This is a genomic window from Agrobacterium sp. CG160-95, assembly GCF_053521725.1.
This window is the reverse complement of record NZ_JBNWDU010000001.1, coordinates 149,160-175,563: the sequence shown is the minus strand read 5'-3', so window position 1 is coordinate 175,563 and position 26,404 is coordinate 149,160. Positions and strand designations below refer to the sequence as shown.

The following is a 26,404-nucleotide window of genomic DNA, read 5'->3' as shown; positions in this document are numbered from 1 at the left end:
GGACATGACCGCTGAAATTCTTTTTGCCAGTCTGCACATCGCGACGCCCGAGCTGATCCTTGCGGTCGGCGCGCTGGCGCTGCTCATGATTGGCGTCTTCTCGGGCGACAAGTCGACAACGACGGTCACGGGCCTCTCCGTGGCCCTGCTGCTCGTCGTCGGTCTCTGGATCGTCTTTGCGCCCGCTTCGGGTGTGGCTTTCGGCGGCGTTTACGTCGCCGATGCCTTCGGCAACTTCATGAAGGTGCTGGCGCTGATCGGGTCGATCACCGCCATGATCCTTTCTGTCGGCCAGAGCCGTTTTGAGCCGGTCGGCCGGTTCGAGTATCCGGTGCTTCTGGTTCTGGCGACTCTCGGCATCCTGCTGATGATTTCGGCCAACAACCTGATCTCGCTCTATATGGCGCTGGAGCTGCAGTCGCTTGCGCTCTACGTCGTCTGCGCCATCAACCGGGAAAGCCTGCGCTCCACCGAAGCGGGCCTGAAATATTTCGTTCTCGGTGCGCTCTCCTCGGGCATGCTGCTTTACGGCATGTCGCTGGTTTACGGCTTTACCGGCAATACCGGCTTTACCGAAATCGCCCAGGTTCTAACGGCGGAGACCCGTTCGCTCGGCCTCGTCTTCGGTCTGGTTTTTGTTCTTGCCGGTCTGGCATTCAAGATTTCCGCCGTGCCGTTCCACATGTGGACGCCTGATGTTTATGAGGGTGCGCCGACACCGGTCACAGCCTTCCTGTCTGCCGCTCCCAAGATCGGCGCCATGGCGATCTTCGTTCGCATCGTCGTGGACGCTTTCCAGCCGGTCTTTGCCGACTGGCAGCAGATCGTCGTCTTCATCTCCATCGCTTCCATGCTGCTCGGCTCGTTCGCGGCAATCGGCCAGAAGAACATCAAGCGCCTGATGGCCTATTCTTCCATCGGTCACATGGGTTACGCGCTGGTTGGTCTTGCGGCGGGCACCGAGGCGGGTATCTCGGGCGTCATTCTCTACATGACCATCTACATGGTCATGACGCTCGGCACCTTCGCCTGCATTCTCTCCATGCGTCGCAAGGAAATCGGCAATGTCGAAAATGTCGAGGATCTGGCCGGGCTTTCGTCCACCAACCCCTTCATGGCAGTTGTTCTGACGATCCTGATGTTCTCGCTTGCCGGCATTCCGCCGCTCGCCGGCTTCTTCGGCAAGTACTACGTCTTCCTTGCTGCCATTGAAGCGAAACTCTATCCGCTTGCCGTCATCGGTGTGATCGGCTCGGTTGTCGGTGCGTATTATTATATCCGCGTCGTCAAGGTCATGTGGTTCGATGAAGCCAAGGGCAGCTTCGAGCGTCCGGCTGGCGAACTGAAAATCGTTTATGCGCTCTCTGGACTGTTCGTTGTCGCCTTCATCGTCTTCGGTGGTGCGCTGGGCAATGCAGTCACGGTTGCGGCAAAGACGTTCTTTTGAGCAATACGCACAAGCATACGGGCCGGATGTCCATCGATGACTTCCGGCACGAGGCGTTGGCGGAAACGCCATCGACCAACATAGAATGTTTCGCCCGGGCAAGGGCAGGCGATGGCGGCAATCTGTGGATCACCGCCATCCGCCAGACTGGCGGGCGCGGTCGCCGCGGCCGGCCTTGGGTGTCTGAACCAGGCAACCTCTACGCTTCGCTTCTTCTCATCGATCCCGCGCCAATGGACCGCATCGGTTCATTGCCGCTTGCCTTTGCGCTCGCCGTCTACCGCGCCATTCGCGCTGTGCTGCCGACGGGTGGCGATCCGCTAGAGATAAAATGGCCGAATGACGTGCTGATCGGGCGCCGGAAGACCTGCGGCATTCTGATGGAAGCCGAACTTCTGCCGGATGGACGCCGCGCCATCGTCATCGGCATCGGCATCAATATCGCCCACAAGCCTGAAAATCCGCTTTATCCCGTCACCATGCTGTCCGAACACGGGGCGTCGTGCTCCCCCGACGAGCTGTTCGCGCATCTCTTCCGCGAGACAGCGGATGTGCTGCAAAGCTGGGATGAGGGCAGGGGCGTTTCCGGTGTCATGGCCGGATGGCGGGCGGCTGCCTGCGGTATCGGCGAACATATCACCGTCAATTTTCCGGATCGCTCGATCGGCGGGCGTTTCGTTGGAATTGATGATAATGGTTATCTGCTGCTGGATGAGGATGAGGGCACAAGGCGCTCCATTGCCGCCGGCGACGTGTTTTTTGGATGAGGTGGACGGCGTGTCTTCAAGGACCCGCGCCGAACCTCTTCCCACAGGTTGGAGCTTTCCTGCTGCTCATGAAAAGCAGGGTGACAGACCGGCTCCGCATCGGCCCGGTCGATCATATGATGTTTCATGTCCGATGCTGTTAAACGGGCGGCTGGGCGCGGCATATTGCCGTCGCCAGCGCGCTCTCGTGAGTGGATAAGAAGAACAATGACTAAACAGGACGAACTGGTATTTCTGCCGCTTGGCGGCGTCGGCGAAATCGGCATGAATCTGGCGCTGTACGGCTACGGTCCGGAAAGCAAGCGCCAATGGATCATGGTGGATTGCGGCGTTACCTTTGCCGGCCTCGATCTGCCTGGCGTCGATCTGGTTCTGCCCGATATCAGCTATATCGCCGAGCAGAAGAAGAACCTCAAAGGCATCATCATCACCCACGCCCATGAGGATCACTACGGCGCGCTGAACGATCTGTGGCCGGGCCTCAACGTGCCCGTCTATGCCTCGGGTTTCACCGCCGGCATGCTGGAGGCAAAGCGCGCCTATGAGGGCAGCCGTGCCGAAATTCCAATCACCCCGTTCAAGGCGGGTGATCGCATCAATGTCGGCCCGTTCGAAATCGAGGCCGTCGGCGTCAACCATTCGATCCCCGAGCCGATGTCGCTGGTCATCCGCACACCGCTTGGCAATGTCATCCACACGGGCGACTGGAAGATTGACGAGGCGCCGTCTCTCGGTCCGTTGACGGATGAGGCGCGTTTCCGCGCCATCGGCGAGGAGGGCGTGCTGGCGTTGATGTGCGACAGCACCAACTCGCTGCGTGACGGCGTATCGCCTTCGGAGCACGAAGTGTCTGAGGGGCTGCGCCAGATCATTGAAAATGCCGAGGGTCGCGTGGCCATCACCACCTTCTCCTCCAATGTCGGCCGTATCCGCTCCATCGCGCAGGCTGCGGAAGCTGCCGGACGCGAAGTGCTGCTGCTCGGCTCGTCGCTGAAGCGCGTCGTAAACGTTTCGCAGGATCTCGGCATCATGGAAGGTATCAAGCCGTTCCTGGCTGAAGACGAATACGGCTATATTCCGCGCAACAAGGTGGTCGTCATTCTCACGGGTTCGCAGGGTGAGCCGCGGGCAGCCCTTGCCAAGCTTTCGCGCGATGAGATGCGTAATGTGGCGCTGGCTGCCGGTGATACGGTGGTATTTTCCTCGCGCGCCATTCCGGGCAACGAAAAGGCGATCATCGAGATCAAGAACGGCCTGATAGAGCAGGGCATCCATATCGTTACCGACAATGAGGCTTTGGTGCATGTCTCCGGCCATCCCCGCCGTAACGAACTTCTGAGGATGTACGAATGGACCAAGCCGCAAATCCTGGTGCCGGTGCATGGCGAGGCGGCGCATCTGGTGGCGCAGAAGGAACTGGCCGAACAGGCCGGCATTTCTCAGGTGCCGAAGGTTCGTAACGGCAACATTCTGCGTCTGGCGCCTGGTCCTGCGGAAGTCATCAACGACGCACCGCACGGCCGCGTCTTCAAGGACGGCAACCTCATCGGTGACCTCGACGAGATGGGGATCAGCAACCGCCGCAAGCTTTCCTTCGCCGGCCATGTCTCCGTCAATGTGCTGCTGGACAGCCGCTACGACTTCCTCGGAGATCCCGATGTCGTACCTTTCGGCCTGCCAGAATTCGATGATGAGGGCGAGGACATGGAAGATACGCTCTATGACGCCGTACTCGGCGCCGTGGAAAGCATCCCCCGTGCCCGCCGCAAGGACCTTGCGCTGCTGCGCGAGTCAGTGCGCCGCGCCGTACGCGCCGCTGCCAATCAGGCATGGGGCAAGAAGCCGATCGTGACGGTTTTCGTCACCAAGGTCTGAACCGGAAAATACCGGGTTTTCAAACCGTCACGCCCCGTCATGTCCGGACCATCTCGGACATGACGCAATCGCCGTCCGCGATCGTTCCTTCTCCTCTCTTGCAGCTTTTTATACATCTTGCAGGGAAGTGATTCCGGTTCGCGGATGAATGCGTTACAAGGGGCGCATCACGCAGGAGGACGTCATGCCGCTTCTTTCGGTCTTCGCCATTTATTTCATCGTCTGGTGGACGGTGCTTTTCGTTGTGCTGCCGATTGGCCTTCGCACCCAGGAGGAAGACGGCGATGTGGCGATCGGCACGGTTGCAAGCGCCCCGTCAAGGTTCAGGGGCGGGCGCATCGTGTTGTGGACAACGCTGATATCGGCTTTGATCTGCGGGCTCTGGTACGGCGGAACCTGGTGGTTCGGTGTCAGCATGGACGACCTTCCGAGAATTATCCCGGTTTTCGACTGAAGCACCTCACCCACGCCCTAGGATTAAGCGCGCCGCAGAATTTTGCAGCGTGGCGGGCTTCGTGATGCGATTTAAGGCAACATAAGCTGTGCTGCCGTTTTATGAATGGTCGCCACAAGATGCACCAGTGCTGTCACATGGATGTCATATCAGTCGTGCACACACCATGAGAGTGTCTGGCGGGCAATTCGATGTCACAATTTTACCGGAATAACCATTCGGGGTTGTGAACTTCGCCGGAATCAAAAAAAAACAAGGCATTTCAGCCTTGTTTTTCAGGTTTCGCGTGATCTGTAACCGTTACCGGGGCAGCGACAAGCGCGCCTAAGATCGAATCCTCCCAAGACTGACCGCGAAAACGGCAAGAATTTAGACTTCCTGCCTCTTTTGTGAGCTAAAGTTAGCCCAATCACCCATGCTTGTCATCTCATTTTTTGCATATTTGTTACAGTCGGCAAAAAATTCCCTGTGGTGCAATTTGTCGCACCGGATCAAGAATAATATTCCGGCCAAAGCGTTTTGACGCGAATTAGCTATCGCGAAAATGCCACGAAATCGCCTAGGCAGGTCTTTGCATGGCGGGTTTTCTTCTTGGTCAGAAACAGCTATGTACGGCGCCAATATCCCTCTATTCGGGGCGATTCCCGCGCTTTTGCGTGTTGTTGCCCATACCAATGGAAGTCGTCATGCGTCTCAGCCGTTATTTCATGCCCATCCTGAAGGAAAACCCCAAGGAAGCGGAGATTGTCTCCCATCGCCTCATGCTGCGTGCGGGTATGATCCGGCAGCAATCGGCTGGCATCTATTCCTGGCTACCGCTCGGCAAGCGCGTTCTGGACAAGGTCAACAGGATCATCCGCGAAGAGCAGGATCGCTCAGGCGCGATCGAGCTTCTGATGCCGACGCTGCAGACCGCTGAGCTGTGGCAGGAGAGCGGCCGTTATGACGATTACGGCAAGGAAATGCTGCGCATCAAGGACCGTCAGGACCGCCAGATGCTGTATGGCCCCACTAACGAGGAGATGATCACTGACATCTTCCGGTCCTATGTGAAATCCTACAAGAACCTGCCGCTGAACCTCTACCATATTCAGCTGAAGTTCCGCGACGAGGTCCGCCCCCGTTTCGGAACCATGCGCTCGCGCGAGTTTCTGATGAAGGATGCCTATTCCTTCGATCTGACCAAGGAAGACGCGATCCACTCCTATAACAAGATGTTCGTGGCTTACCTGCGAACATTCGAACGGCTTGGCCTGCGCGCCATTCCCATGCGTGCCGATACCGGCCCGATTGGCGGCAATCACAGCCACGAATTCATCATTCTGGCCGATACCGGCGAATCCGAAGTCTTCTGCCACAAGAGCTTCCTCGACCGCGCCATCCCCGCCGACGATACCAACTTCGACGACGTCGCAGCCCTTCAGGGCGTTTTCGACGAATGGACGGCTGACTATGCCGCCACCTCGGAAATGCACGACGAAGCTGCTTATGACGCCATTCCCGATGGCGAGCGCCTTTCCGCGCGCGGTATCGAAGTCGGCCACATCTTCTATTTCGGCACCAAATATTCCGAGCCGATGGGCGCCAAGGTGCAGGGTGCTGATGGCAAGGAACACCCCGTTCACATGGGGTCATACGGCATTGGCCCGACACGCCTTGTTCCCGCCATCATTGAAGCATCGCATGACGAGAACGGAATCATCTGGCCGGCTTCGGTCGCTCCTTTCGATGTCGTGATTATCAACATGAAGGCAGGTGACACAGCCTGTGATGCGGCGTGCGAAAAGCTGTATTACTCGCTCTCCAATGCCGGCAAGGATGTTCTTTATGACGATACGGACGACCGCGCGGGCCAGAAGTTCGCGACTGCTGACCTGATCGGCGTGCCGATGCAGATCATCGTCGGCCCACGTTCGGCAGCGAACGGTGAAGTCGAGGTGAAGGATCGCAAGACCGGCGACCGTGAAACCGTCACAATCGAAGCGGCAATGAACAGGGTGCTTGGCTAAGCGCGAAATGGTGAAAGTGACGAGCGGTTTTCGCCTGAAATCCGCTCCAGCTTTATGAGATCAAGATCAGGGGTCGGTGAAAACCGGCCTTTCAAGTTCAGATCAGGGAGACGACATGGCAAAAGCCGAGGCTGACAAGGGTGCGGCTCCTTCCGCCCGGGAAAGGACCGCCCGGCCGTTTTCTGCTTTCGAGCGCATGGTGGCCTGGCGCTATCTGCGGTCGCGGCGCAAGGAAGCGTTCATTTCCGTCATCGCCGGCTTTTCCTTCGTCGGCATCATGCTGGGCGTCGCGACGCTTATCATCGTCATGGCTGTCATGAACGGTTTTCGAACGGAGCTGATTTCGCGAATTCTCGGCATCAACGGCCATATGATCGTCCAGCCGATCGATCAGCCCTTCAACAATTACGATGAGCTGGCGAAGAAGTTCTCCGCCATTCCGGGCGTGACGATGGCCCTGCCGCTGGTAGAGGGGCAGACATTGGCCTCCGGTCGCGGTGGCGCCGGCTCGGGTGCGCTCGTGCGCGGCGTTCGCCAGGACGATATCGACAAGATCAAGGAAGTCGCCACCAACGTCAAGACCGGCGATCTCGTCGGCTTCATGGCGGGCGACGGGGTTCTGGTTGGCTCAAGGCTTGCCGCACAGCTTGGCGTGACGGCGGGCGACGATATCACCCTCATTTCGCCTGAAGGCGATGTGACGCCGATGGGTGTCAACCCCCGCGTCAAATCCTACAAGATTTCGGGCGTCTTCGAGATCGGCATGTCGGAATATGACGCGTCGATGATCTATATGCCGCTGTCCGAAGCCCAGCTTTATTTCAATGCCGAAGGCCTGGTGCAATCCATCGAGCTTTACGTCAGTCGCCCAGACAATGTCGACGGCATCCGCCCCCTGGTGGAGCAGGCAGCTGAACGGCAGATATATATCACCGACTGGAGACAGCGTAACCAGACCTTCTTTTCCGCCCTGCAGGTGGAAAGAAACGTGATGTTCATGATACTGACGCTCATCGTTCTGGTAGCGGCGCTCAACATCATTTCCGGCCTCATCATGCTGGTGAAGGACAAGGGCAGCGATATCGCCATTCTGCGCACCATGGGCGCCAGTTCCGGCGCCGTCATGCGTATCTTCTTCATGACGGGAGCTGCCATCGGCACGGTCGGCACATTCGCCGGTGTGGCACTCGGCGTCATCGTCTGCCTCAATGTGGAATCGATCCGGCAGTTCTTCTCCTGGGTATCAGGCACGGTGCTGTTTGATCCGCAGCTCTATTTCCTCAGCCAGCTTCCGGCCGAAATGGATATCAGCGAGACCATTACCGTCGTCATCATGGCGCTGACGCTTTCTTTCCTGGCAACCATCTTTCCGGCATGGCGGGCTTCCAAGCTCGATCCGGTGCAGGCCCTGCGTTACGAATAAGGACCGCTTCACAATATGGCAAAAAAATCAGTGCTGCGGCTTACCGGCGTCGAGAGGACCTATGGTCAGGGCGAGACGTCGCTCTCCATTCTGCGCAAGGCCGATTTCGAGTTGAAGAGTGGTGAGATGGTGGCGCTTGTTGCCCCCTCGGGCACCGGCAAATCCACGCTGTTACATCTCGCCGGGCTTCTCGAGCATCCAGATGCTGGCGAGGTTTTCATCAATGACGCGCCCTGCAATGGTCTGCCGGATGAAAAGCGCACGGCGATCCGCCGCAGCGACATCGGTTTCGTCTACCAGTTCCATCATCTGCTGCCGGAGTTCACGGCGGTGGAGAACGTGATGATGCCGCAGCTCATCGCCGGTCTGACGCAGGGCGAGGCCCGCAAGCGTGCGAGCGCGCTGCTCGATTACATGCGCGTCGGCCATCGCGGCGAACATCGCCCGGCTGAGCTTTCCGGCGGTGAACAGCAACGTGTGGCGATTGCGCGTGCCGTTGCCAACGCACCGCTCCTGCTTCTCGCCGACGAGCCGACCGGCAATCTCGATCCCGAGACCGCGCATTACGTGTTCGATGCGTTGGAGGCGCTGGTGCGCCAGTCCGGCCTTGCCGCACTGATCGCCACCCATAATCACGAGCTGGCCAACCGCATGGACCGCCGCGTGACGCTTGCAGACGGCAAGATTGTAGACTTCTGATAGTAATGCAATAAGGCGACCATAACGCCGCCTTTGCGATCTTTTCTGCGGCTGAGTCTGTCTACGGTCAGGTTTCCCGCAAGGCCACTCGTCCTTCCACAATTGAATTTTCACGAACCCGGAGGTGTTTTTGCCTCCGGGTTTTTTGCTTTGGAGTCAGTGGCTTGCCATTCACGAAGGTGGAACCGCAGCCGATTCTGCCGCGTTAGCAAGGAGACTATCAATAAAAGCCTGTTGACAATCGAACAAAATGAGAACAAAGTTAGAACATAACGAGTAAGGAGAGACCAATGACTGATTTCATCCGTGACGTTGCCGCTTTCGCCTCCATCGCTGTGTTTGTCGCCAGCTTTTCGGTGATCCTCACTGCCCTGTGAAGGGCACACCGGCGCAGAAGCCTGTATAGACGCCGAAAGGCGGTGGACTTTGAAGGCCGAAAATCGGAAAATCGCCCCCCTCGATTCAGAATGACAGGATGACGATATGGGCGAGACGGTTACGCGTGGAGAGACCTCTGGCGAAACGCTGAAAACACCCGGTTTCGTCCATCTGCGGGTTCACTCCGCTTACTCCCTGCTTGAGGGGGCTTTACCCCTCAAGAAAATCATGTCCAAGGCCGTTGCAGACGGCCAGCCGGCCATAGCCATTACCGACACCAACAATCTTTTCGTCGCGCTGGAGTTTTCCGAAAAGGCGCGTGACGAGGGCTTGCAGCCTATTATTGGCTGTCAGGTGTCGATCGACATGCAGGATGCGGTGGATGATCGCCGCAACCACAACAGCCACCTTGCCAAGCTTCCAGCCATCGTGCTGCTCGCGGCGGATGCCGGAGGGTACGAGCGGCTGGTGGACCTTATCAGCCGCGCCTATCTGGAGGGCGAAAGCGGTGGCCAGTCCGTGCATATTACCCGTGCATGGCTGGAGGAAGCCTCCAATGCCGGGCTGATCGTGCTGACGGGTGCCTCCGGTGGTCCGGTGGATATGGCTCTGAAGGAAGGGCATACGGCGCAGGCGAGAGAACGCTTGCTGGCGCTGAAATCACTCTTCGGTGACAAGCTTTATATCGAATTGCAGCGTCAGTCCGGTTTCGACCGCGTCCATGAGCGGCGTATGATTGGACTTGCTTATGAACATGATATTCCGCTGGTCGCCACCAACGAGGCGTTCTTCCCTTCGAGGGCCGATTATGAGGCGCATGACGCATTGATGGCGGTGGCGCATAACGCCATCGTTTCGGATGACAGCCGGTTCCGCCTGACCCCCGACCATTATATGAAAAGCCGTGAGGAGATGGCGGAGCTGTTTGCCGACCTTCCGGAGGCACTGGAAAACACCGTCGAAATCGCAATGCGGTGTTCTTATGTGCTGAAGAAGCGTGGGCCGATCCTGCCGCGCTTCACCGGTGCCAGCGACGATCCCGAAGCGGCGCAACGGGCAGAGGCCGAAGAGCTTCGCCGTCAGGCCGTCGAAGGTCTTGATCTTCGCCTTGCGGCCCTCGGCATGGCACCTGGCTACACAGAGCAGGAATATCGCGACAGGCTGGATTTCGAGCTTGGCGTCATCGAACGCATGGGTTTTCCCGGCTACTTCCTGATCGTTGCGGACTTCATCAAATGGGCCAAGCAGCAGGATATTCCAGTCGGCCCCGGCCGCGGTTCGGGTGCAGGCTCGCTCGTGGCCTATGCGCTGACCATCACCGATGTCGATCCTCTGCGCTTCTCGCTGCTGTTCGAACGCTTCCTCAATCCCGAACGCGTGTCGATGCCCGACTTCGATATCGACTTCTGCCAGGACCGCCGCGAAGAGGTGATCCGCTACGTGCAGCGCAAATATGGCCGCGAGCAGGTGGCGCAGATCATTACCTTCGGTTCGTTGCAGGCTCGCGCGGCATTGCGCGACGTCGGCCGCGTGCTGGAAATGCCCTATGGACAGGTGGACAAGATCTGCAAGCTGGTCCCCAACAACCCGGCCAATCCGACGCCGCTGTCAAAAGCGATCGAGGAAGAGCCGCGCCTGCAGGAAGAGGCGGACAAGGAACCCGTCGTTGCCCGACTTCTGGATATCGCCCAGAAGATCGAGGGGCTTTACCGTCACGCCTCCACCCATGCTGCCGGTATCGTCATCGGTGACCGGCCGCTGTCGAAGCTGGTGCCGATGTATCGCGATCCGCGCTCCGACATGCCGGTTACCCAGTTCAACATGAAGTGGGTGGAAAGCGCCGGCCTCGTCAAATTCGACTTTCTCGGTCTGAAGACGCTGACGGTGCTGAAGGTTGCCGTCGATTTCGTTGCCAAACGCGGCATCAAGGTCGATCTCGCCGCAATTCCGCTGGACGACGCCAAAACCTACGAGATGTTGTCACGCGGCGAAACCATCGGCGTGTTCCAGGTGGAAAGTGCCGGCATGCGCAAGGCGCTTATCGGCATGCGCCCGGACTGCATCGAGGACATCATTGCGCTGGTGGCGCTTTATCGTCCGGGTCCGATGGAAAACATTCCAGTCTACAATGCCCGCAAGCATGGCGAGGAGGAGCTGGAGTCGATCCACCCCACCATCGACCACCTCCTGAAGGAAACGCAGGGCGTTATCGTCTATCAGGAACAGGTGATGCAGATCGCCCAGGTTCTGTCAGGTTATTCGCTCGGCGAAGCCGATCTTCTGCGCCGCGCCATGGGCAAGAAGATCAAGGAGGAGATGGACCAGCAGCGCGAGCGCTTCGTGGACGGCGCGATCAGAAACAGCGTGTCGAAGCCGCAGGCCAACACCATCTTCGACCTGCTGGCGAAATTCGCCAATTACGGCTTCAACAAGAGCCACGCCGCCGCTTACGCCATCGTGTCCTATCAGACCGCCTATATGAAGGCGCATTATCCGGTGGAGTTCCTTGCGGCCTCCATGACGCTGGATATGGCCAACACGGAAAAACTCAATGATTTCCGCCAGGATGCCAGCCGTCTCGGTATAGAGGTCGTGGCACCTTCGGTGCAGACGTCCTTCCGGCAGTTCGAGACGGGTGAGAACCGCATCTATTATTCGCTGGCCGCCATCAAGGGCGTGGGCGAGGGTGCGGTGGAACACATCGTTACCGTGCGCGACGGCAAGCCATTTGCGAGCCTGGAGGATTTCTGCCTGCGCATCGATCCGAAGCAGATCAACCGGCGTGTGCTCGAAAGCCTCATCAACGCTGGCGGTTTCGATTGTTTTGGCCGCGACCGTGCCGAGATGATCGGCGGGCTGGACCGTATCATCGGTTATTCGCAACGCGCGCAGGAAAGCCGTGTTACCGGCCAGTCGGACATGTTCGGCTCCGGCGGCGCAAGCGGTCCGGAAAAGCTCATCCTGCCTGCCTTCCAGCCGTGGCTCGCCTCGGAAAAACTGCTGCGCGAATATCAGGTGCTCGGTTTTTACCTGACCGCACATCCGCTCGATACCTACCGCCCCGTATTGGAAAAGTTGCGGGTGCAGAATTTCGCCGATTTTTCCGCCGCAGTGAAACAGGGTGCGACCGCCGGGCGTCTGGCCGGCACCGTCACCGGCAAGCAGGAGCGCAAGACCCGGACCGGAAACAAGATGGGTATCGTCACCTTCTCCGATGCCTCCGGTCAATATGAGGCGGTGTTGTTTTCCGAAGGGCTTGCCCAGTTTCGCGATCTGCTCGAGGTGGGCAAATCCCTTGTTATCACCGTGCAGGCGGAAGAGCGCCCGGAAGGCATCGGTCTTCGCATCCAGACGGCGCAATCGCTCGAGGAAAAATCCGTCCAAATGCAGAAGGCGTTGCGGGTTTATGTGCGCGATTCAGGCCCGCTGAAAACCGTTGCCCGCCACCTCAATACCAAAGGTGACGGATCGGTTTATTTCATCGTCATCAAGGACGAGGGCAGCCGCGAGATCGAGGTGGAGCTGACGGAGAAATACCGTATTTCCCCTGAGATCGCCGCTGCACTTCGCTCTGCCCCCGGCGTTGTTGATGTGGAGCTGGTGTGAGGCCTCAAGCCCTCAAACCGGCCCTTCCTTTGTCACGGTAATGAAGTCCGTCCCCATCCCTGTCTCCATCTGGTGACTGAGGTCGGAAACGGTAATCGAACTGCCGGTTGAAAGCTCTTTCTCGATTCGGGAGCGAATTTCGGCCGGTATTTCAAGGCGGCCTAGTACGGCGCTTAGCTGGTCAAAGCCACCGGGCGCTTCGGTAACGGTGATGCCGAGCCGTTTGCGGGCTGCGGCCGGCAGACGGTTTTCCAGTGTTACGCCATTCCATTCGGCGGTTCCGGCTGCGCGGTTGACGGCAACGGCTTCGAAGAAATGCGTTCCGAGTGCCACCTCGGGATCCTTGATGTCGATCGCAGCCTCGAATAGCGGCTTGAAATCCTGTCGCACCATGATCTGGCCATTCGGTGGATGATCTTCGTCGGCGGATGCGTAAAGTGCAGCAACGAAATCGTCGGTCAGTAGCGGCCCGGTAGTTTTCAGCCCCTTCCAGCGCTTGAAACCGTTGACGGCGCTGATCGTCATTTCTCCGGTATAGCCGTCCGGTGCGCCGGCATCGAAGCCAAGGCGCGTCAGCACGGCCTGAATATCCATCACCTTTTCGCGCTCGCCGCGCCGGGTGATGAGGATGCGCAAGGGCGAGGGCTCCTTGCCTTTGGCCATCGGTTTGATGGCTTGCGTTTTTTCATTCACGGCCACCTCAACGGTGCCCAATGCGGCGTCGAAGGTCGCGGGGCGCAGCTCGACGTCGGATAAAAGCAGCTTGCCGTCATCGGCATCGTCCCGCGGCTCAAACAGGGCTGAATGTTGTACGGAGCGCAGAGAAACCGGCCGGTCGGTGATGATGACATGCACGCCGTAGCGGGTCTCGCCGAACAGCGACTGCGCGAATTTCGAAGGCAGGCGCACGCAGCCATGCGAGGCCGGGTAATTCGGCACCTTGCCTTCGTGCAACGCGATGCCCGACCATGTCAGTCGCTGCATGAAAGGCATGGGCGCGGCCGAGTAGATGTTCGATTCGTGGTATTTGCGTTTTTCCAGAATCGAAAAAATGCCGCTCGGCGTCTCATGCCCGGCCTTGCCGGTTGAGACTTTGGATGTAGCAACGATCTTGCCGTTCTCGTAAAGCGCCAGCGATTGATCGCTTTTCGAAACGACGATCTGCAGGGACTTGTTGTCGGCGGCAAGCGCCGGAAAGGCAAGAATGCTGGCCGACAGCATGCCGGTCAGAAGACGGAAGCGAAGGGACATGACGCAATACACCACATGCACAAAACTTCGTTTACTCAACCACGCGAAGTTTAATGAAGTTTAAGGATAGGGCGTCTGCCACATCACTAATTTGTGTAATATCTAAAATAGGGGCGGGGTGTTGCAGGCCGCAGGGTTTCACGGCGTTTGCAAGCGGCATGGCCGCTATTTGCGTGTGCCGAAAGTGTAGCCGGTCTCGACGCTGCCCTTGCCGAACTTGTCGCGCAGCTTGTCCATTGCCGCTTCCGCCGCCGCCCGCCGTTCCGCCTGCCTGTCGACGAGATCGGGAGGATCGGCAAGGTCCGCATCGCGCAGATCACTGACGCCTATGCCGATCAGGCGAAACTTGGTGCCGTCGGTTTCTTTCGCAAGCAGCGAAAGGCCGGTACGGAATATGCGGTCGGCAAGCTGGGTAGGGTCATCAAGCTTGCGGTTGCGGGTGCGGAGTTTGAAATCGGCCGTCTTCATTTTCAGTACAACCGTCTGGCCGGAAATGCCGCTCTTCTTCAGGCGCCAGGCAACTTTTTCGGAAAGCGACCGCAGGATCGGTACGAGGTCCTCGTGCCGGGAAATATCGTTGAAGAAGGTGGTCTCGGAAGACACGCTTTTCACGGGGTCGTTATTGTGCACGTGCCGTTCATCGATGCCGCGCGAAAGCCGGAACAGCCGTTGTCCCATCACGCCATAGCGGCGCATCAGGTCGCCTTCCTCCATCTCCTGCAACTGCGCGATCATGCGGATGCCGTCCGCCTCCAGCGTCGCCGCAAACGCCTTTCCAACGCCCCATATCGTCGTGACGGGCCGTGCTGCCAGAAAGGAAAGCGCTTCCGCTTCGCCGATCACCGAAAAGCCGCGCGGTTTTTTAAGGTCAGACGCGACCTTGGCCAGAAATTTGCAGTAGGACAGACCGGCCGAGACGGTCACGCCCACTTCTTTTTCCACCCGTTTCACAAATTTCGCCAGAACCCGGGCAGGTGGATCGTGATGCAGCCTCTCCGTTCCGGAAAGATCGAGAAACGCCTCGTCTATGGAAAGCGGCTGCACGAGCGGCGTCAAATCCTGCATCATTGTTCGGATCTGACGGCCGACGCGGCTGTATTTTTCCATGTCGGGCTTTATGACCACGGCGTCCGGACAAGCTTCCAGCGCCTTGAACATCGGCATGGCGGAACGCACGCCCTGGATGCGGGCAATGTAGCAGGCAGTGGAAACCACGCCGCGTTTTCCGCCGCCGATGATCAACGGCTTGTCGGCAAGATCGGGATTGTCCCGTTTTTCAACGGAGGCGTAAAAGGCGTCGCAATCGATATGGGCGATGCTGAGGTCGTAGAGTTCGTCATGGTAGACGAGGCGGGGACTGCCACAGGCGCGACAACGCCTCAGGTCCGCTGGCTGGCCGGTCAGACAGTCGCGGCAAAAACCGGGATCATAAAGATGCGACGTGGACATGGGCCGAAAACAAAACCAGAACGTCGCTAACCATACTCCGGCCGTGACGGTGGCTCAAGGGGTGGCCTGTCAATACTCACCCGAATCCAGCCCCGGGCCGGAAAAATGGTGCCAGGCGGCGGCAACCGTTTCGGGGGATGTTTCGGTCGCCGCGCAGAAGGCCATGAGGTCTGGTTCGTGGCTCATCAGAAAATCGGTGAGCCCCGCCAGAAAGCCGGGATCGTGGGCGGCATGGCGCAGCATATTGGCCTGCAATCCGCTCAGCGCCAGAAAACGCCCGAGCATTTCCGGCTCGTTTGCCAGCCAGCCAAGTATGGAGGCCGCCGTTTCTTGCGGATCTTTTCCGGCATTGTCTTTGTTTTTTGTATCTCTCAGCATTTCTCTACCGAAGTTACCTATTTTGAAACCAAATCGTTCTAGCCTTGCGCAACAAATGGACGATGGAATCGGTTCTCTGGCACCCTATATGTCTGGGAGAAGGTTTCAAAGCGAAACGGGGACTGCCCACCATGCCCAAGCAGGTCATGATAGTCGAAGACAACGAGCTGAACATGAAGCTCTTTCGTGACCTGATCGAGGCGTCTGGCTATACGACGATCCAGACACGCAACGGCATGGAAGCGCTGGATCTTGCCCGCAAGCATCGCCCCGACCTCATTCTCATGGATATTCAGCTGCCGGAGGTTTCCGGGCTGGAGGTGACGAAATGGCTGAAGGAGGATGATGAGCTGCACGTCATTCCGGTCATCGCGGTAACCGCCTTCGCCATGAAGGGGGATGAGGAGCGCATTCGTCAGGGCGGATGCGAGGCCTATGTGTCCAAGCCGATCTCCGTTCCGAAATTCATCGAAATCATCAAGACCTATCTAGGCGATGCGTAAGGCGGTTGGGGAACTGTTATGACGGCGAGAGTTCTGGTTGTTGACGACATACCCGCAAACGTAAAGCTTCTCGAAGCCCGGCTTGTCGCGGAATATTTCGACGTCGTAACCGCCGAGGATGGTTTCAAGGCGCTTGGTATCTGCGACCAGGAACAGGTCGATATCATCCTGCTGGACATCATGATGCCTGGCATGGACGGTTTCGAGGTCTGCGAACGACTGAAGGCCAATCCGAAAACGGCGCATATTCCTGTTGTCATGGTCACCGCACTCGATCAGCCCTCAGATCGCGTGCGCGGCCTGAAAGCCGGCGCCGATGATTTTCTGACCAAGCCCGTTAACGACCTTCAATTGATCGCCCGTGTCAAAAGCCTCGTGCGCCTCAAGGCCGTCAGTGACGAATTGCGGCTGCGGGCCGAGACCGCGCGCGAGATCGGCATCGAGGAGATGCTGCGCAGCGATGGCCTCATGCAGACGCCTGGCCGCGTTCTGGTGGCGGATGGCCGCGCCAGCTCGCAGGAACGCATCGTCAGGGCGCTGAAGCCGGTTGCCGAGGTCGAGGCCGTCACGGAGCCTCAGGCGGCCCTGTTGAAGGCCGCGAGCAACCCCTTCGAGCTTGTCATCGTCAATTCCAATTTTGAGGATTACGATCCGCTGAGACTGTGTTCGCAGCTTCGTTCGCTGGAGCGTACCCGGTTCCTGCCGTTGCTTCTGGTAGCGGAACAGGGGGCGGACGACATGGTGGCGCGGGCGCTCGATCTTGGCGTGAACGATTATATTCTCCGCCCGATCGATCCCAACGAACTTGTCGCCCGGTCTCTGACGCAGATCCGGCGCAAGCGCTATAACGAGCATCTGCGGCTCAATCTCCAGCACACGATGGAGCTTGCTATCGTCGATGGGCTGACTGGTCTTAACAATCGCCGTTATCTCGACAATCATCTGAAGATACTTTTCGACCGCGCCGCCGTGCGTGGCCGCCCGATTTCCATTTGCATGACCGATATCGACCGCTTCAAGCTGGTCAACGATACCTATGGCCACGATGTCGGCGATGAGGTTCTGCGCGAGTTTGCAGCCCGCATCCGCAGCACGGTGCGCGGCGCCGATCTTGCCTGCCGGTATGGCGGGGAGGAATTCGTGGTCGTGATGCCCGACACGCCGATGGAGCTTGCCACAAGCGTTGCCGAACGCCTGCGGGCAATCATCGAGGACAAGCCGTTTCACGTTCGTTCCATCGACCGCGAGTTGAGTATCACGGCTTCGCTCGGCATCGCCACCAGCAGTGGAGCATTCGGCGCGCCGGACGAGCTTCTGAAGCAGGCCGACAGGGCGCTCTACGAGGCGAAACACACGGGACGCAACCGCGTCGTGGCGGCCGCCGCCTAAAGGCGCAGACCATGACGCTGACAATCCGTGCCGCCTTTTGAGACTTTCGACATTTATTGTTATCGATAGCCGCCCAAAGACCTGACGGCAAACTGTGGCAAGCGCGAAGTCCCTGACCTTGCCAGTATTTTATCTTCTTGCAATGAGGGGGTGAAGTCTAACAGGGTTAATAGAGTTCAAGTTGAAAAATACGTTGAATTCAATCGCTCACGGAACTATAGTGTGCCAGCGTTGTATATTTAACCATGTTTTCCAGGTGATGTATCTCTGGCTTAAGAATTTGTTGATTTTTATTTTACTTCTGCGCACACTCCCAATCGAGAATAACAGTTCTTCCGGCGGTTTTTCCGTCTAGTGATGAAGAAACGATGGCGGTTTACGCCGCTGATGTTTCGGTCGTCAGGGGCTGGTATTGCGTAGTTTGAATGCCCCATGATGCTCAGGTCCGCCGCATCTCCTGGATCGTGGGGTCGGTCGGCTGACGATGTCCGAATCGGTTCCTCGTGCCGTGATCACATCGTTAGCCGACCGCCTTATCTCCCAAAATATTCTGCGCTTGTGCTTGCCGCTTATAGCGCAGCACATCCGGCTGCGCGCGCAGGCAGCGCGCTGTCGCAGCGGTTGACGCATTTGGCCGATGAGACGCTGATTAGGAGAGGCGCTGGTTAGGCGAGACGGTGATAAAGAGTTTTCCCGCCGTGCCAATAGCGCCGACTGGGTTCCAAACTCAACAACCGCAACTAGGAAGGTTGCGATTCGTTGGCCCGTGGCGGGCCTTGCGAGGGCGCTGGCGCAAAGAATGCCGTTGGCGGCATCTTTTCCATACAAACAAAAAACGCGCCCGTTGGGCGCGCTTTTGCCGGAGAACCCGATCAAGAATTACTTGATCTTGGTTTCCTTGAATTCAACGTGCTTGCGTACAACCGGGTCATACTTCGTCTTCGTCATCTTGTCCGTGAACGTACGGCTGTTCTTGGTGGTGACGTAGAAGGTACCGGTGTCGGCTGTCGACAGCAGCTTGATCTTGATTGTTGTAGCTTTCGCCATGGTCGTCCTGCCTTTAAACAAAAGAGAAGCCGCAGGCGCTTCTCACCTCGGCTAAATCTGGCGCGAAACTACGTATCGCGCCTGAAAAGTCAAGTCTGTTTTGCCCTGAAAACAAAACGGAAGGCATAAAGCACCACGTAAAGCCCGAAAAACACGGCAAGCGCCCAGGCGAAACCATCGGTACCCGCAACATCCATGGAAATGCCGACGGCCTGTGGTCCGGCTATTGTGCCCATGGCATAGCAGAAGATGAAGGCGGCGTTGGCGGCCACCAGATCGGCCCCTTTGAGACGCGATCCCAGATGGGTAAGGCCGACGGTATACATGCCGGATACGAGGCCGCCCCAGAACAGCAGCAGGGCCGCGACGAGAATCCATCTATCCACCAGCAAGGGCAGCGCCAGCGTGCCGCAAACGCCCGCAAAGGCCATCAGCGCCAGCATTGTGCGCCGGTCCTTCATTCGGTCCGAAAGCAGGCCGATCGGTATCTGGAAGACCATGTTGCCGATGCCCATCACGGTCAGCAGAAGTGCCGCCTGCGATTCGTTGAAGCCTTCGCGGGTCGCATAGATGGGAAAGAGCGACAGACCGCCCGCTTGCACGGCGCCGAACACGAAGGCCGCCGCAGAAGCCATCGGCACCAGCCATATATAACGGGCGAAATGGTGGTTCGGCCTTTCGCTCAGCTCCGGGCTTTCGCCGCGCGCAAGGAAGATCGGGATCGCGGCAAGCAGTATGATTGCTGCCCCGACCAGAAACGGCAGGATGCCATCGCTGCCGACCACGGAAAACAATAACGGGCCAACCGCAAACCCAACCGCAAGTCCGGTGGCGTAGATGCCGAGAACCATGCCGCGTTTTTTCGGTGGCGCGGTCATGTTGATCCAGTATTCGGAGAGGATGAACAGCGTGGTGGTTGCGCCATGGAAGACGATTCGCAGCGGAAACCACATCCAGAAGGCGTCGGCGAAATAGAAACAGAGCGCACTCAGGGCCGACACGACAACGGCAAATAGCATCGTTCGCGCCACGCCGAAATCATGGGCGATCTTGGTGGTCACCGGCGCTGCCATCATCGCCGCAACGCCGGCCATTGCCGAATTTACCCCGATCATGGTGGAGGAGATGCCGCGCTTCTCAAGGATGATCGACAGGAGCGGCAGGCCCAGGCCGATGGCGACACCGACCGCACTGATGGCGGAGATGGCGGCGATCAGTGAGGGCCAGTGAATGGCGTCCGCTTCGCATTTCATTTGTGACATGACGGCCTTTATACAAAGTCTCGAATGAATCGGCCGTGGCGCGTGACATAGAGCCGCGCGGGGCTTTCAAAGGGCAGTGACGGATCACCTATCATGAGTTTTGTGACATCTTCGAGAACCGTGCGTGTGATTTTCGGCATGTTCAGACTGGAAAGCGCTGTCATGTCAAGCCATTGCACATTGTGCAGCTCATCTGAATCCCTGATTAGCCGGGTATCCAGCCGCAACTCGTCGGCGTAACAGCAAAAGAATCGCGTGTCGTAACGCCTGATATTGCCGGGCGGGGTGATTGCGCGCGCCACATATCGAAAACGCGAAAGATCCGGACCATCAGCGTCCATGCCCATATCGACGCCGGTTTCCTCCACGAGCTCGCGCGCGGCGGCAAGCGCCAGCGCCCGTGCCCCGGCAGCGCTCAGGCGGCGCGCGGCAGACGTGGTGAGGCTGCGCAGCACGGCGGGGTGCAGATCGCCGGAGAAGGGCAGGGCGTGGTCGCGCGGATCGCGTTTGCCGCCGGGAAACACGTAGGCGCCGGGCATGAATATGTGGGCATTACTGCGCCGGCCCATCAGCACGCGAATAGCAGGGCCGGAACGATCAAACAGGATGATTGAGGCGGCATCGCGCGGCCGCAACGGGCCGCTCGCCGCTTGGGTGCTCGAGGGAAGCTCGGACACTTGCAAATTCCCGCCCGCCGTTAGTGGGAGGAGCCGTCGATCTGCACTTTTGGCTGTTTTCCGTCGAAGCCGTGCATTCTAAGTGCCCATTGCAGGCCGATGACGCCACCCTTGATCGGTTGTAGCGTCAGAAGCGCGGCCAGAATGGTGATAGGCACCCAGATGGCGAAGTGTACCCACATGGGAACGGAAAGCACGAGATCGGTCATCATGAAGCCGCCAACGGCGATATGGCCGATGATGACGATGGAAATATAGGGCGGCAGGTCGTCGGAGCGGTGATGATGCATTTCCTCGCCGCAGGCCGCGCAATTGTCCACCGGCTTCAGGAAGGCCCGAAACAGGCGACCGCTGCCACAGGCCGGGCAGCGATTGGCCATGCCCCGCATGATCGAGCGGCCAAGCGGACGCTCCGCGCTTCCATCTCCGAAGGTAACCGTTTCCGAGCCCTGATTTGCACTCATCCTGAAGTCCTTCTCCCGTTTGTCTTAACCGCTTGACGCGGTCTTGTTACCGACGTCCTCTCGGCGGCCTTGTTCCCGGCTTGGCGGAAGGACGTGATGTCCGCCGGCCTGCCTTGTGGAACGACCGCGAGCCGACCGGCATCTTGCGCCCCGGGCTCAGCATTTCAAACCGCAGCGCACCAGCCAAGGGTACCGCTTCTGCAAGCCGCACCTGAACCGTATCGCCGAGTTGATAACCGAGACCCGTCTTTTCCCCCGTCAGAGCCTGATGAGCTTCGTCGTAGAGGAAATAGTCGGTTCCAAGTGTAGATATAGGAACAAACCCGTCGGCGCCAAACTGCGGCAGCGCGACAAATAGTCCCGCCTTGGTGACACCCGCGACGCGGCCATCGAACTCCTCACCGACGCGCTCGGAAAGATGGTGCGCGATCAGCCGGTTGATGGTGTCGCGCTCTGCGGCCATGGCGCGGCGCTCGAAGGTCGAGATTTCGGCGGCGATATCGTCAAGCGTCGCCTCTTCCTGCGGGGTGATGCCGCCTTCGCCGAGGCCTAGCGATCCGACCAGCGCCCGATGCACGATCAGGTCGGCATAACGGCGGATCGGTGAGGTGAAATGCGCGTACTTCATTAGGTTGAGGCCGAAATGGCCGATATTTTCCGGGCTGTAGATCGCCTGGCTCTGACTGCGCAGCACCATCTCGTTGACCATGATCTGGTGCGGCGTGTCGAGTGCGCGCGCCAGAATGCCGTTGAAGGAATTGGCGCGCATCGCGACACCCTTGGCCATGGAAATGCCGATGGTGCCGAGGAATTCGCGCAGCACTTCCTGCTTGGTAAGTGTGGGGGCGTCATGCACGCGGTAGACCAGCCGTTGCTTTTTCTTTTCCAGGGTCTCTGCGGCGGCGACGTTCGCCTGGATCATCATTTCCTCGATCAGCTTGTGCGCGTCGAGGCGTTCGGGAATGACTACCTTGTCAACAGTGCCGTCGGGCCTGAGCTGGATCTTGCGCTCCGGCATGTCGAGTTCCAGCGGCTGGCGGCGATCGCGGCCGCGCTTCATCACGGCATAGGCGTGCCACAGCGGCTTCAGGATTGGCTCCAGCAGCGTGCCGGTCTTGTCGTCCGGGCGACCGTCGATTGCGGCCTGCGCCTGCTGGTAGGAGAGCTTGGCGGCACTCTTCATCATGATGCGATGGAAAGTGTGGCTCGCCTTGCGGCCTTCCTTCGAGAAGGTCATCCGCACAGCAAGGGCAGGGCGGTCGACGCCTTCCTTCAGCGAGCAGAGGTCGTTGGAGATGCGTTCCGGCAGCATCGGGACGACACGATCAGGGAAATAGACGGAGTTACCACGCTTCAGCGCCTCGCGGTCGAGCGGTGCGCCTGATCGCACATACCAGGACACGTCGGCGATGGCGACGGTGACGATCACTCCATCAGGATTGTCGGGCGAGGGGTCGAGTTCGGCATAGACCGCGTCGTCATGGTCCTTTGCGTCGGCCGGATCGATCGTGATCAGCGGCAGGTCGCGCCAGTCTTCGCGGTGCGACATGGTCGCGGGTTTTGCGGCATCCGCCTCCGCCAGAACATTCGGCGGGAAGATGTGCGGAATACCGTGGGCATGGATCGCGATCATCGAGATCGCCTTTTCCGAGGCGACTGAGCCGACGACCGAAAGAACCTTTGCGCGTGTCAGGCCGTAACGACCGCTGTTGCGCGAGGTTTCCACCTCGATCAGGTCGCCGTCCTTGGCATCGCCGACACCCTCGGGGTCGATGACCATTTCCTCGCCGCGCCGGTCGATCGGCATCAGGCGTCCGCCGCCGCCTTCCGTTTCCTTGAACACGCCAAGCAGTGCGTTCTGACGACGGTCGATCAGCTTGACGACGCGGGCCGTGTAGGCCGGGCCGACGCTGTCCTTGGAAGGGAATATTTTTGCCAGAATGCGATCGCCGAGACCGGCGGCAGGGGCTTTCTTACTGCGGTCCTGCGAGGACTGGCGGATGAGCACGGCGGGGGCCGCGCCCTGATCTTCAGGCCATTCGGCAGGCCGGCCGATCAATTCGCCGTCCTTGTCGCGGGTGGTGATGTCGAGAACCGTCACCGGCGGCAGGCCACCCGGTCGCGTCAGCGTCTTGCGGCTCTTCTGCACCATGCCATCGGTTTCAAGCTCCTTCAGCAGTGCCTTGAGCACAACGCGGTCGTCGCCTTTCAGCCCGAAAGCCTTGGCGATTTCGCGCTTGGAGGCCTGCTGCGGATGCTCGGCGATGAATTTCAGCAGCACTTCGCGGGAAGGCACCTCGCCATGGATGATGCCTTCACCTTCATTTGCCCGCTTGCCGCGCCCGGTACGTCCGAAGCCGTCGCTGGCGGAACCCTGTCTCTGACGCGGCGCCTTGCTCACGATTCTGCCTTCTTGGGTTTGGCTGCGGCCTTCGGCTTGGCAGCCGTCTTGCTTTTCGTTGCGGCCTTGGCTTTTGTCGCCTTCGGCTTTGCGGCTGTGTCGCCATCGGCCTTCTTGGCAGCAGGTTTCTTGGCCTTGGCGGGCTTGCCGCCGGTTCCGGTCTTGGCGATACGCTCGGCAATCAGCACCAGCGATTCGTCCAGCGTCACGGAGGTCGGATCCTGCCCCTTTGGAATGGTGGCGTTAACTTTGCCCCAGTTGACGTAAGCGCCGTAACGCCCGTCGCGGACGGTGATCGGGCCGCCATCCGGGTGATCACCCAGTTCCTTCAGCGCCGCAGGCGTGCCGTTGCGGCCGCGCCCCGGTCCCTTGCTCTGCTTCTCGGCAATGACGGTAACGGCACGGTTGAGGCCGATCGAGAACACATCTTCGATGCTTTCGAGGTTCGCATAGGAACCGTCATGCAACAGGAAGGGTCCGTAGCGGCCAAGCCCGGCGGAAATCATCTTGCCGGTTTCGGGATGCTTGCCGATATCGCGCGGCAGGTTGATGAGCGCCAGCGCCTTTTCGTGGTCGATCTCCTCAGGCTTCCAGCCCTTGGGCAGCGAGGAGCGCTTGGCCTCCTTGCCATCGCCGCGCTGGATGTACGGGCCGAAACGGCCAGACCGAAGCGTCAACTCCTCGCCGGTCATCGGATCGGCACCCAGCGCTTTCGGCTCGTTGGATACGGAAGCTTCGGCTTCCGAGCCATCGGACGTGAGCTGGCGGGTAAAGTTGCACTCCGGATAATTGGAGCAACCGACGAAAGCGCCATATTTGCCGAGCTTCAGCGAAAGGTTGCCGGTGCCGCAAACCTGACAGATGCGCGGATCGGAGCCGTCCTCACGCTTGGGGAAGACCAGCGGGGCCAGAACTTCATTGAGCGCATCCAGCACGTTGGTAACGCGCAATTCCTTGGTATCTTCGATCTGCGCGAAGAAATCCTTCCAGAAATCGCGCAGCACCTGCTTCCAGTCCAGTTCGCCCGCGGAAATGCGGTCGAGCTTTTCTTCCAGATCGGCGGTGAAGTCGTATTCGACATATTTGGCAAAGAAGCTTTCGAGGAAAGCCGTCACCAGCCGTCCGCGCGAATGGGGAATGAGCTTGCGCTTGTCGATGATGATATATTCGCGGTCGCTTAGCGTCTTCAGTGTCGCCGCATAGGTGGAAGGACGGCCGATGCCGAGTTCTTCCATCTTCTTGATGAGCGATGCTTCCGAATAACGCGGCGGCGGCTCGGTGAAGTGCTGGCTGGCGTTGATCTTCTGCTTGGCGAGGTTCTCGCGCGCATTGATCTGCGGCAGGCGGCCTTCATCGTCACCGTCGTCGCTCTGCTCGCCATCTTCTTTCTGGTCGGTATAGGCGGCAATGAAGCCGTCGAAGCGGATGACGGAACCGACAGCACGAAGCCCGGCCTTTTCACCGTCCTTGTCGGCAAGGATTTCCACCGTGGTACGTTCGATTTCGGCAGATGCCATCTGGCTCGCAATGCCGCGCTTCCAGATCAGGTCGTAAAGACGCAACTGGTCGGCATCGAGGTAACGCTTCACCTGATCCGGCGTGCGGTTAAAATCGGTCGGACGGATAGCCTCGTGCGCTTCCTGCGCGTTCTTTGCCTTGGTCGAGTAGAAGCGCGCCTTTTCCGGCACATAGCGGTCGCCGAACTGCTCGCCGATGGCGCGGCGTGCGGCATCTATCGCTTCCGGCGCCATCTGCACGCCGTCGGTACGCATATAGGTGATCAAACCAACGGTTTCGCCGCCGATGTCGATACCTTCATAAAGCTTCTGGGCCACCTGCATGGTGCGCGAGGCGGAAAAGCCCATGCGCGAGGAGGCAGCCTGCTGCAGCGTCGAGGTGGTGAAGGGCGGGCCGGGATTGCGCTTGACGGGTTTCGCCTCGACCGTATCGACAATATAGGTCGCGCCTTCAAGGAGCGCCTTCAGGCGGTTGGCGTCATCTACTGTCTTGATCGAACGGCCTTGCAGCTTCTTGCCATCGGCGGAAACCAGCTTCGCCTCGAACTCGTCACCGCGCGGTGTCTTCAACAGCGCGCTGATGTTCCAGTATTCCTCGGAGACGAAACGCTCGATCTCGGCTTCGCGGTCGCAGACGAGACGCAGCGAAACGGACTGCACGCGGCCGGCGGAACGGGCGCCCGGCAGCTTGCGCCACAAAACCGGCGACAGGTTGAAACCGACAAGATAATCCAGCGCACGGCGGGCAAGATAGGCATCGACCAGCGGCACGTCGATGTCGCGCGGGTTCGCCATCGCGTCCAGCACCGCCTTTTTGGTGATGGCGTTGAAGACCACGCGCTTCACCGGCTTGTCGCCGAGAACGCGCTTCTTCTTCAAGAGATCAAGCACATGCCAGGAAATCGCTTCACCCTCGCGATCCGGGTCGGTTGCGAGAAACAGGCCGTCGGAGGATTTCACCGCGTCGGCAATGTCCTTCATGCGCTTGGCGGATGCGCTATCGACCTCCCAGGACATTTCGAAGTCCTGGTCGGGCAGCACAGATCCGTCCTTGGCAGGAAGGTCCCGGACGTGGCCAAAGGATGCAAGAACCTTGTAGCCCGGACCAAGATACTTGTTGATCGTCTTGGCTTTGGCAGGAGATTCTACGACGACGACATTCATATTGTTTTTCTCTGGAACTGGTCCGTTAACATAGCCGGATCACGGCATAATGCCGCAATTCGCCTTCTTTATAATTCGACATGGACAGGTAATGCGCGCGGGTCAAGAGGCAAGCCCGATTTTATCGCTCCAAGGCAATTGCAACCTATGGATAATCTGTCGTTGTATTGCAATCTTTGGTAAATTTGTTATAGTGACCAACATGATTTGAATTGACGTAATGATCTTTGTTTCAGGTTGAAAT

At 58.9% G+C, this 26,404-nt stretch carries 19 protein-coding genes; 10 read left to right on the top strand and 9 right to left on the bottom strand.

Annotated elements, in window-relative coordinates:
• The first annotated feature begins 4 nt into the window (after positions 1-4).
• The 8 genes from nuoN (at position 5) to dnaE (ending at position 12,658) form a co-directional block, all read left to right on the top strand.
• Positions 5-1,447, top strand: coding sequence for an NADH-quinone oxidoreductase subunit NuoN (nuoN, locus tag ACQZ63_RS00850; RefSeq protein ID WP_003512691.1), 1,443 nt, complete (start codon positions 5-7; stop codon positions 1,445-1,447).
• 26 nt (positions 1,448-1,473) lie between these two features.
• Positions 1,474-2,214, top strand: coding sequence for a biotin--[acetyl-CoA-carboxylase] ligase (locus tag ACQZ63_RS00845; RefSeq protein ID WP_162763622.1), 741 nt, complete (start codon positions 1,474-1,476; stop codon positions 2,212-2,214).
• A 207-nt stretch (positions 2,215-2,421) separates the two neighbouring features.
• A complete protein-coding gene (locus tag ACQZ63_RS00840) occupies positions 2,422-4,089 on the top strand; it encodes a ribonuclease J (protein WP_003512693.1) in 1,668 nt (555 codons plus the stop codon).
• A gap of 148 nt (positions 4,090-4,237) precedes the next feature.
• A complete protein-coding gene (locus ACQZ63_RS00835; protein ID WP_162633693.1) occupies positions 4,238-4,543 on the top strand; it encodes a DUF1467 family protein in 306 nt (101 codons plus the stop codon).
• Positions 4,544-5,229: 686 nt separating this feature from the next.
• Entirely contained in the window at positions 5,230-6,552 is a 1,323-nt protein-coding gene (proS, locus tag ACQZ63_RS00830; RefSeq protein ID WP_111795870.1) for a proline--tRNA ligase, read from the top strand.
• Positions 6,553-6,667: 115 nt separating this feature from the next.
• Positions 6,668-7,975 carry a lipoprotein-releasing ABC transporter permease subunit gene (locus ACQZ63_RS00825; RefSeq protein WP_003512696.1) on the top strand — a complete coding sequence of 436 codons (1,308 nt, stop codon included), beginning with the start codon at positions 6,668-6,670 and terminating at the stop codon, positions 7,973-7,975.
• 15 nt (positions 7,976-7,990) lie between these two features.
• Entirely contained in the window at positions 7,991-8,674 is a 684-nt protein-coding gene (locus tag ACQZ63_RS00820) for an ABC transporter ATP-binding protein (protein WP_013635957.1), read from the top strand.
• A gap of 483 nt (positions 8,675-9,157) precedes the next feature.
• Positions 9,158-12,658 carry a DNA polymerase III subunit alpha gene (dnaE, locus tag ACQZ63_RS00815; protein WP_111799016.1) on the top strand — a complete coding sequence of 1,167 codons (3,501 nt, stop codon included), beginning with the start codon at positions 9,158-9,160 and terminating at the stop codon, positions 12,656-12,658.
• 12 nt (positions 12,659-12,670) lie between these two features.
• Here the strand turns inward: dnaE and ACQZ63_RS00810 are convergent, their stop codons facing one another.
• The 3 genes from ACQZ63_RS00810 to ACQZ63_RS00800 all read right to left on the bottom strand — a co-directional run bounded on the left by ACQZ63_RS00810 (position 12,671) and on the right by ACQZ63_RS00800 (position 15,736).
• Complete coding sequence (locus ACQZ63_RS00810; protein ID WP_113555856.1) at positions 12,671-13,909, bottom strand: L,D-transpeptidase family protein; 1,239 nt, start codon at positions 13,907-13,909, stop codon at positions 12,671-12,673.
• Between the two features lie 165 nt (positions 13,910-14,074).
• Positions 14,075-15,358 (bottom strand): DNA polymerase IV, encoded by a 1,284-nt coding sequence (locus ACQZ63_RS00805; protein ID WP_065704689.1) that lies wholly within the window; start codon positions 15,356-15,358, stop codon positions 14,075-14,077.
• 69 nt (positions 15,359-15,427) lie between these two features.
• Positions 15,428-15,736, bottom strand: a complete 309-nt coding sequence (locus ACQZ63_RS00800) for a DUF3572 domain-containing protein (RefSeq protein ID WP_113555855.1) — start codon at positions 15,734-15,736, stop codon at positions 15,428-15,430.
• A 131-nt stretch (positions 15,737-15,867) separates the two neighbouring features.
• Between ACQZ63_RS00800 and ACQZ63_RS00795 the strand changes: the two genes are divergently transcribed.
• Both ACQZ63_RS00795 and ACQZ63_RS00790 read left to right on the top strand, forming a co-directional pair.
• The gene (locus ACQZ63_RS00795; RefSeq protein WP_003496409.1) at positions 15,868-16,239 is read left to right on the top strand and encodes a response regulator; all 372 of its coding nucleotides are present in this window, start codon (positions 15,868-15,870) and stop codon (positions 16,237-16,239) included.
• Between the two features lie 18 nt (positions 16,240-16,257).
• Positions 16,258-17,628 (top strand): PleD family two-component system response regulator, encoded by a 1,371-nt coding sequence (locus ACQZ63_RS00790; RefSeq protein ID WP_113555854.1) that lies wholly within the window; start codon positions 16,258-16,260, stop codon positions 17,626-17,628.
• A gap of 879 nt (positions 17,629-18,507) precedes the next feature.
• On the opposite strand, the gene rpmG is transcribed toward ACQZ63_RS00790, so the two are convergent.
• The 6 genes from rpmG to topA form a co-directional block, all read right to left on the bottom strand.
• On the bottom strand, positions 18,508-18,675 hold the full coding sequence (rpmG, locus tag ACQZ63_RS00785) for a 50S ribosomal protein L33 (RefSeq protein WP_003496403.1): 168 nt from the start codon (positions 18,673-18,675) through the stop codon (positions 18,508-18,510).
• Positions 18,676-18,764: 89 nt separating this feature from the next.
• Complete coding sequence (locus ACQZ63_RS00780; RefSeq protein ID WP_019565488.1) at positions 18,765-19,928, bottom strand: MFS transporter; 1,164 nt, start codon at positions 19,926-19,928, stop codon at positions 18,765-18,767.
• A 17-nt stretch (positions 19,929-19,945) separates the two neighbouring features.
• Positions 19,946-20,614 carry an NUDIX domain-containing protein gene (locus tag ACQZ63_RS00775; protein ID WP_112152896.1) on the bottom strand — a complete coding sequence of 223 codons (669 nt, stop codon included), beginning with the start codon at positions 20,612-20,614 and terminating at the stop codon, positions 19,946-19,948.
• A gap of 20 nt (positions 20,615-20,634) precedes the next feature.
• A complete protein-coding gene (locus tag ACQZ63_RS00770) occupies positions 20,635-21,078 on the bottom strand; it encodes a DUF983 domain-containing protein (protein ID WP_003512717.1) in 444 nt (147 codons plus the stop codon).
• Between the two features lie 46 nt (positions 21,079-21,124).
• Entirely contained in the window at positions 21,125-23,479 is a 2,355-nt protein-coding gene (rnr, locus tag ACQZ63_RS00765) for a ribonuclease R (RefSeq protein WP_003512718.1), read from the bottom strand.
• Positions 23,476-26,160, bottom strand: a complete 2,685-nt coding sequence (topA, locus tag ACQZ63_RS00760) for a type I DNA topoisomerase (protein ID WP_113555853.1) — start codon at positions 26,158-26,160, stop codon at positions 23,476-23,478. The genes rnr and topA overlap by 4 nt, the downstream gene beginning before the upstream one ends.
• Between the last annotated feature and the right edge of the window lie 244 nt (positions 26,161-26,404).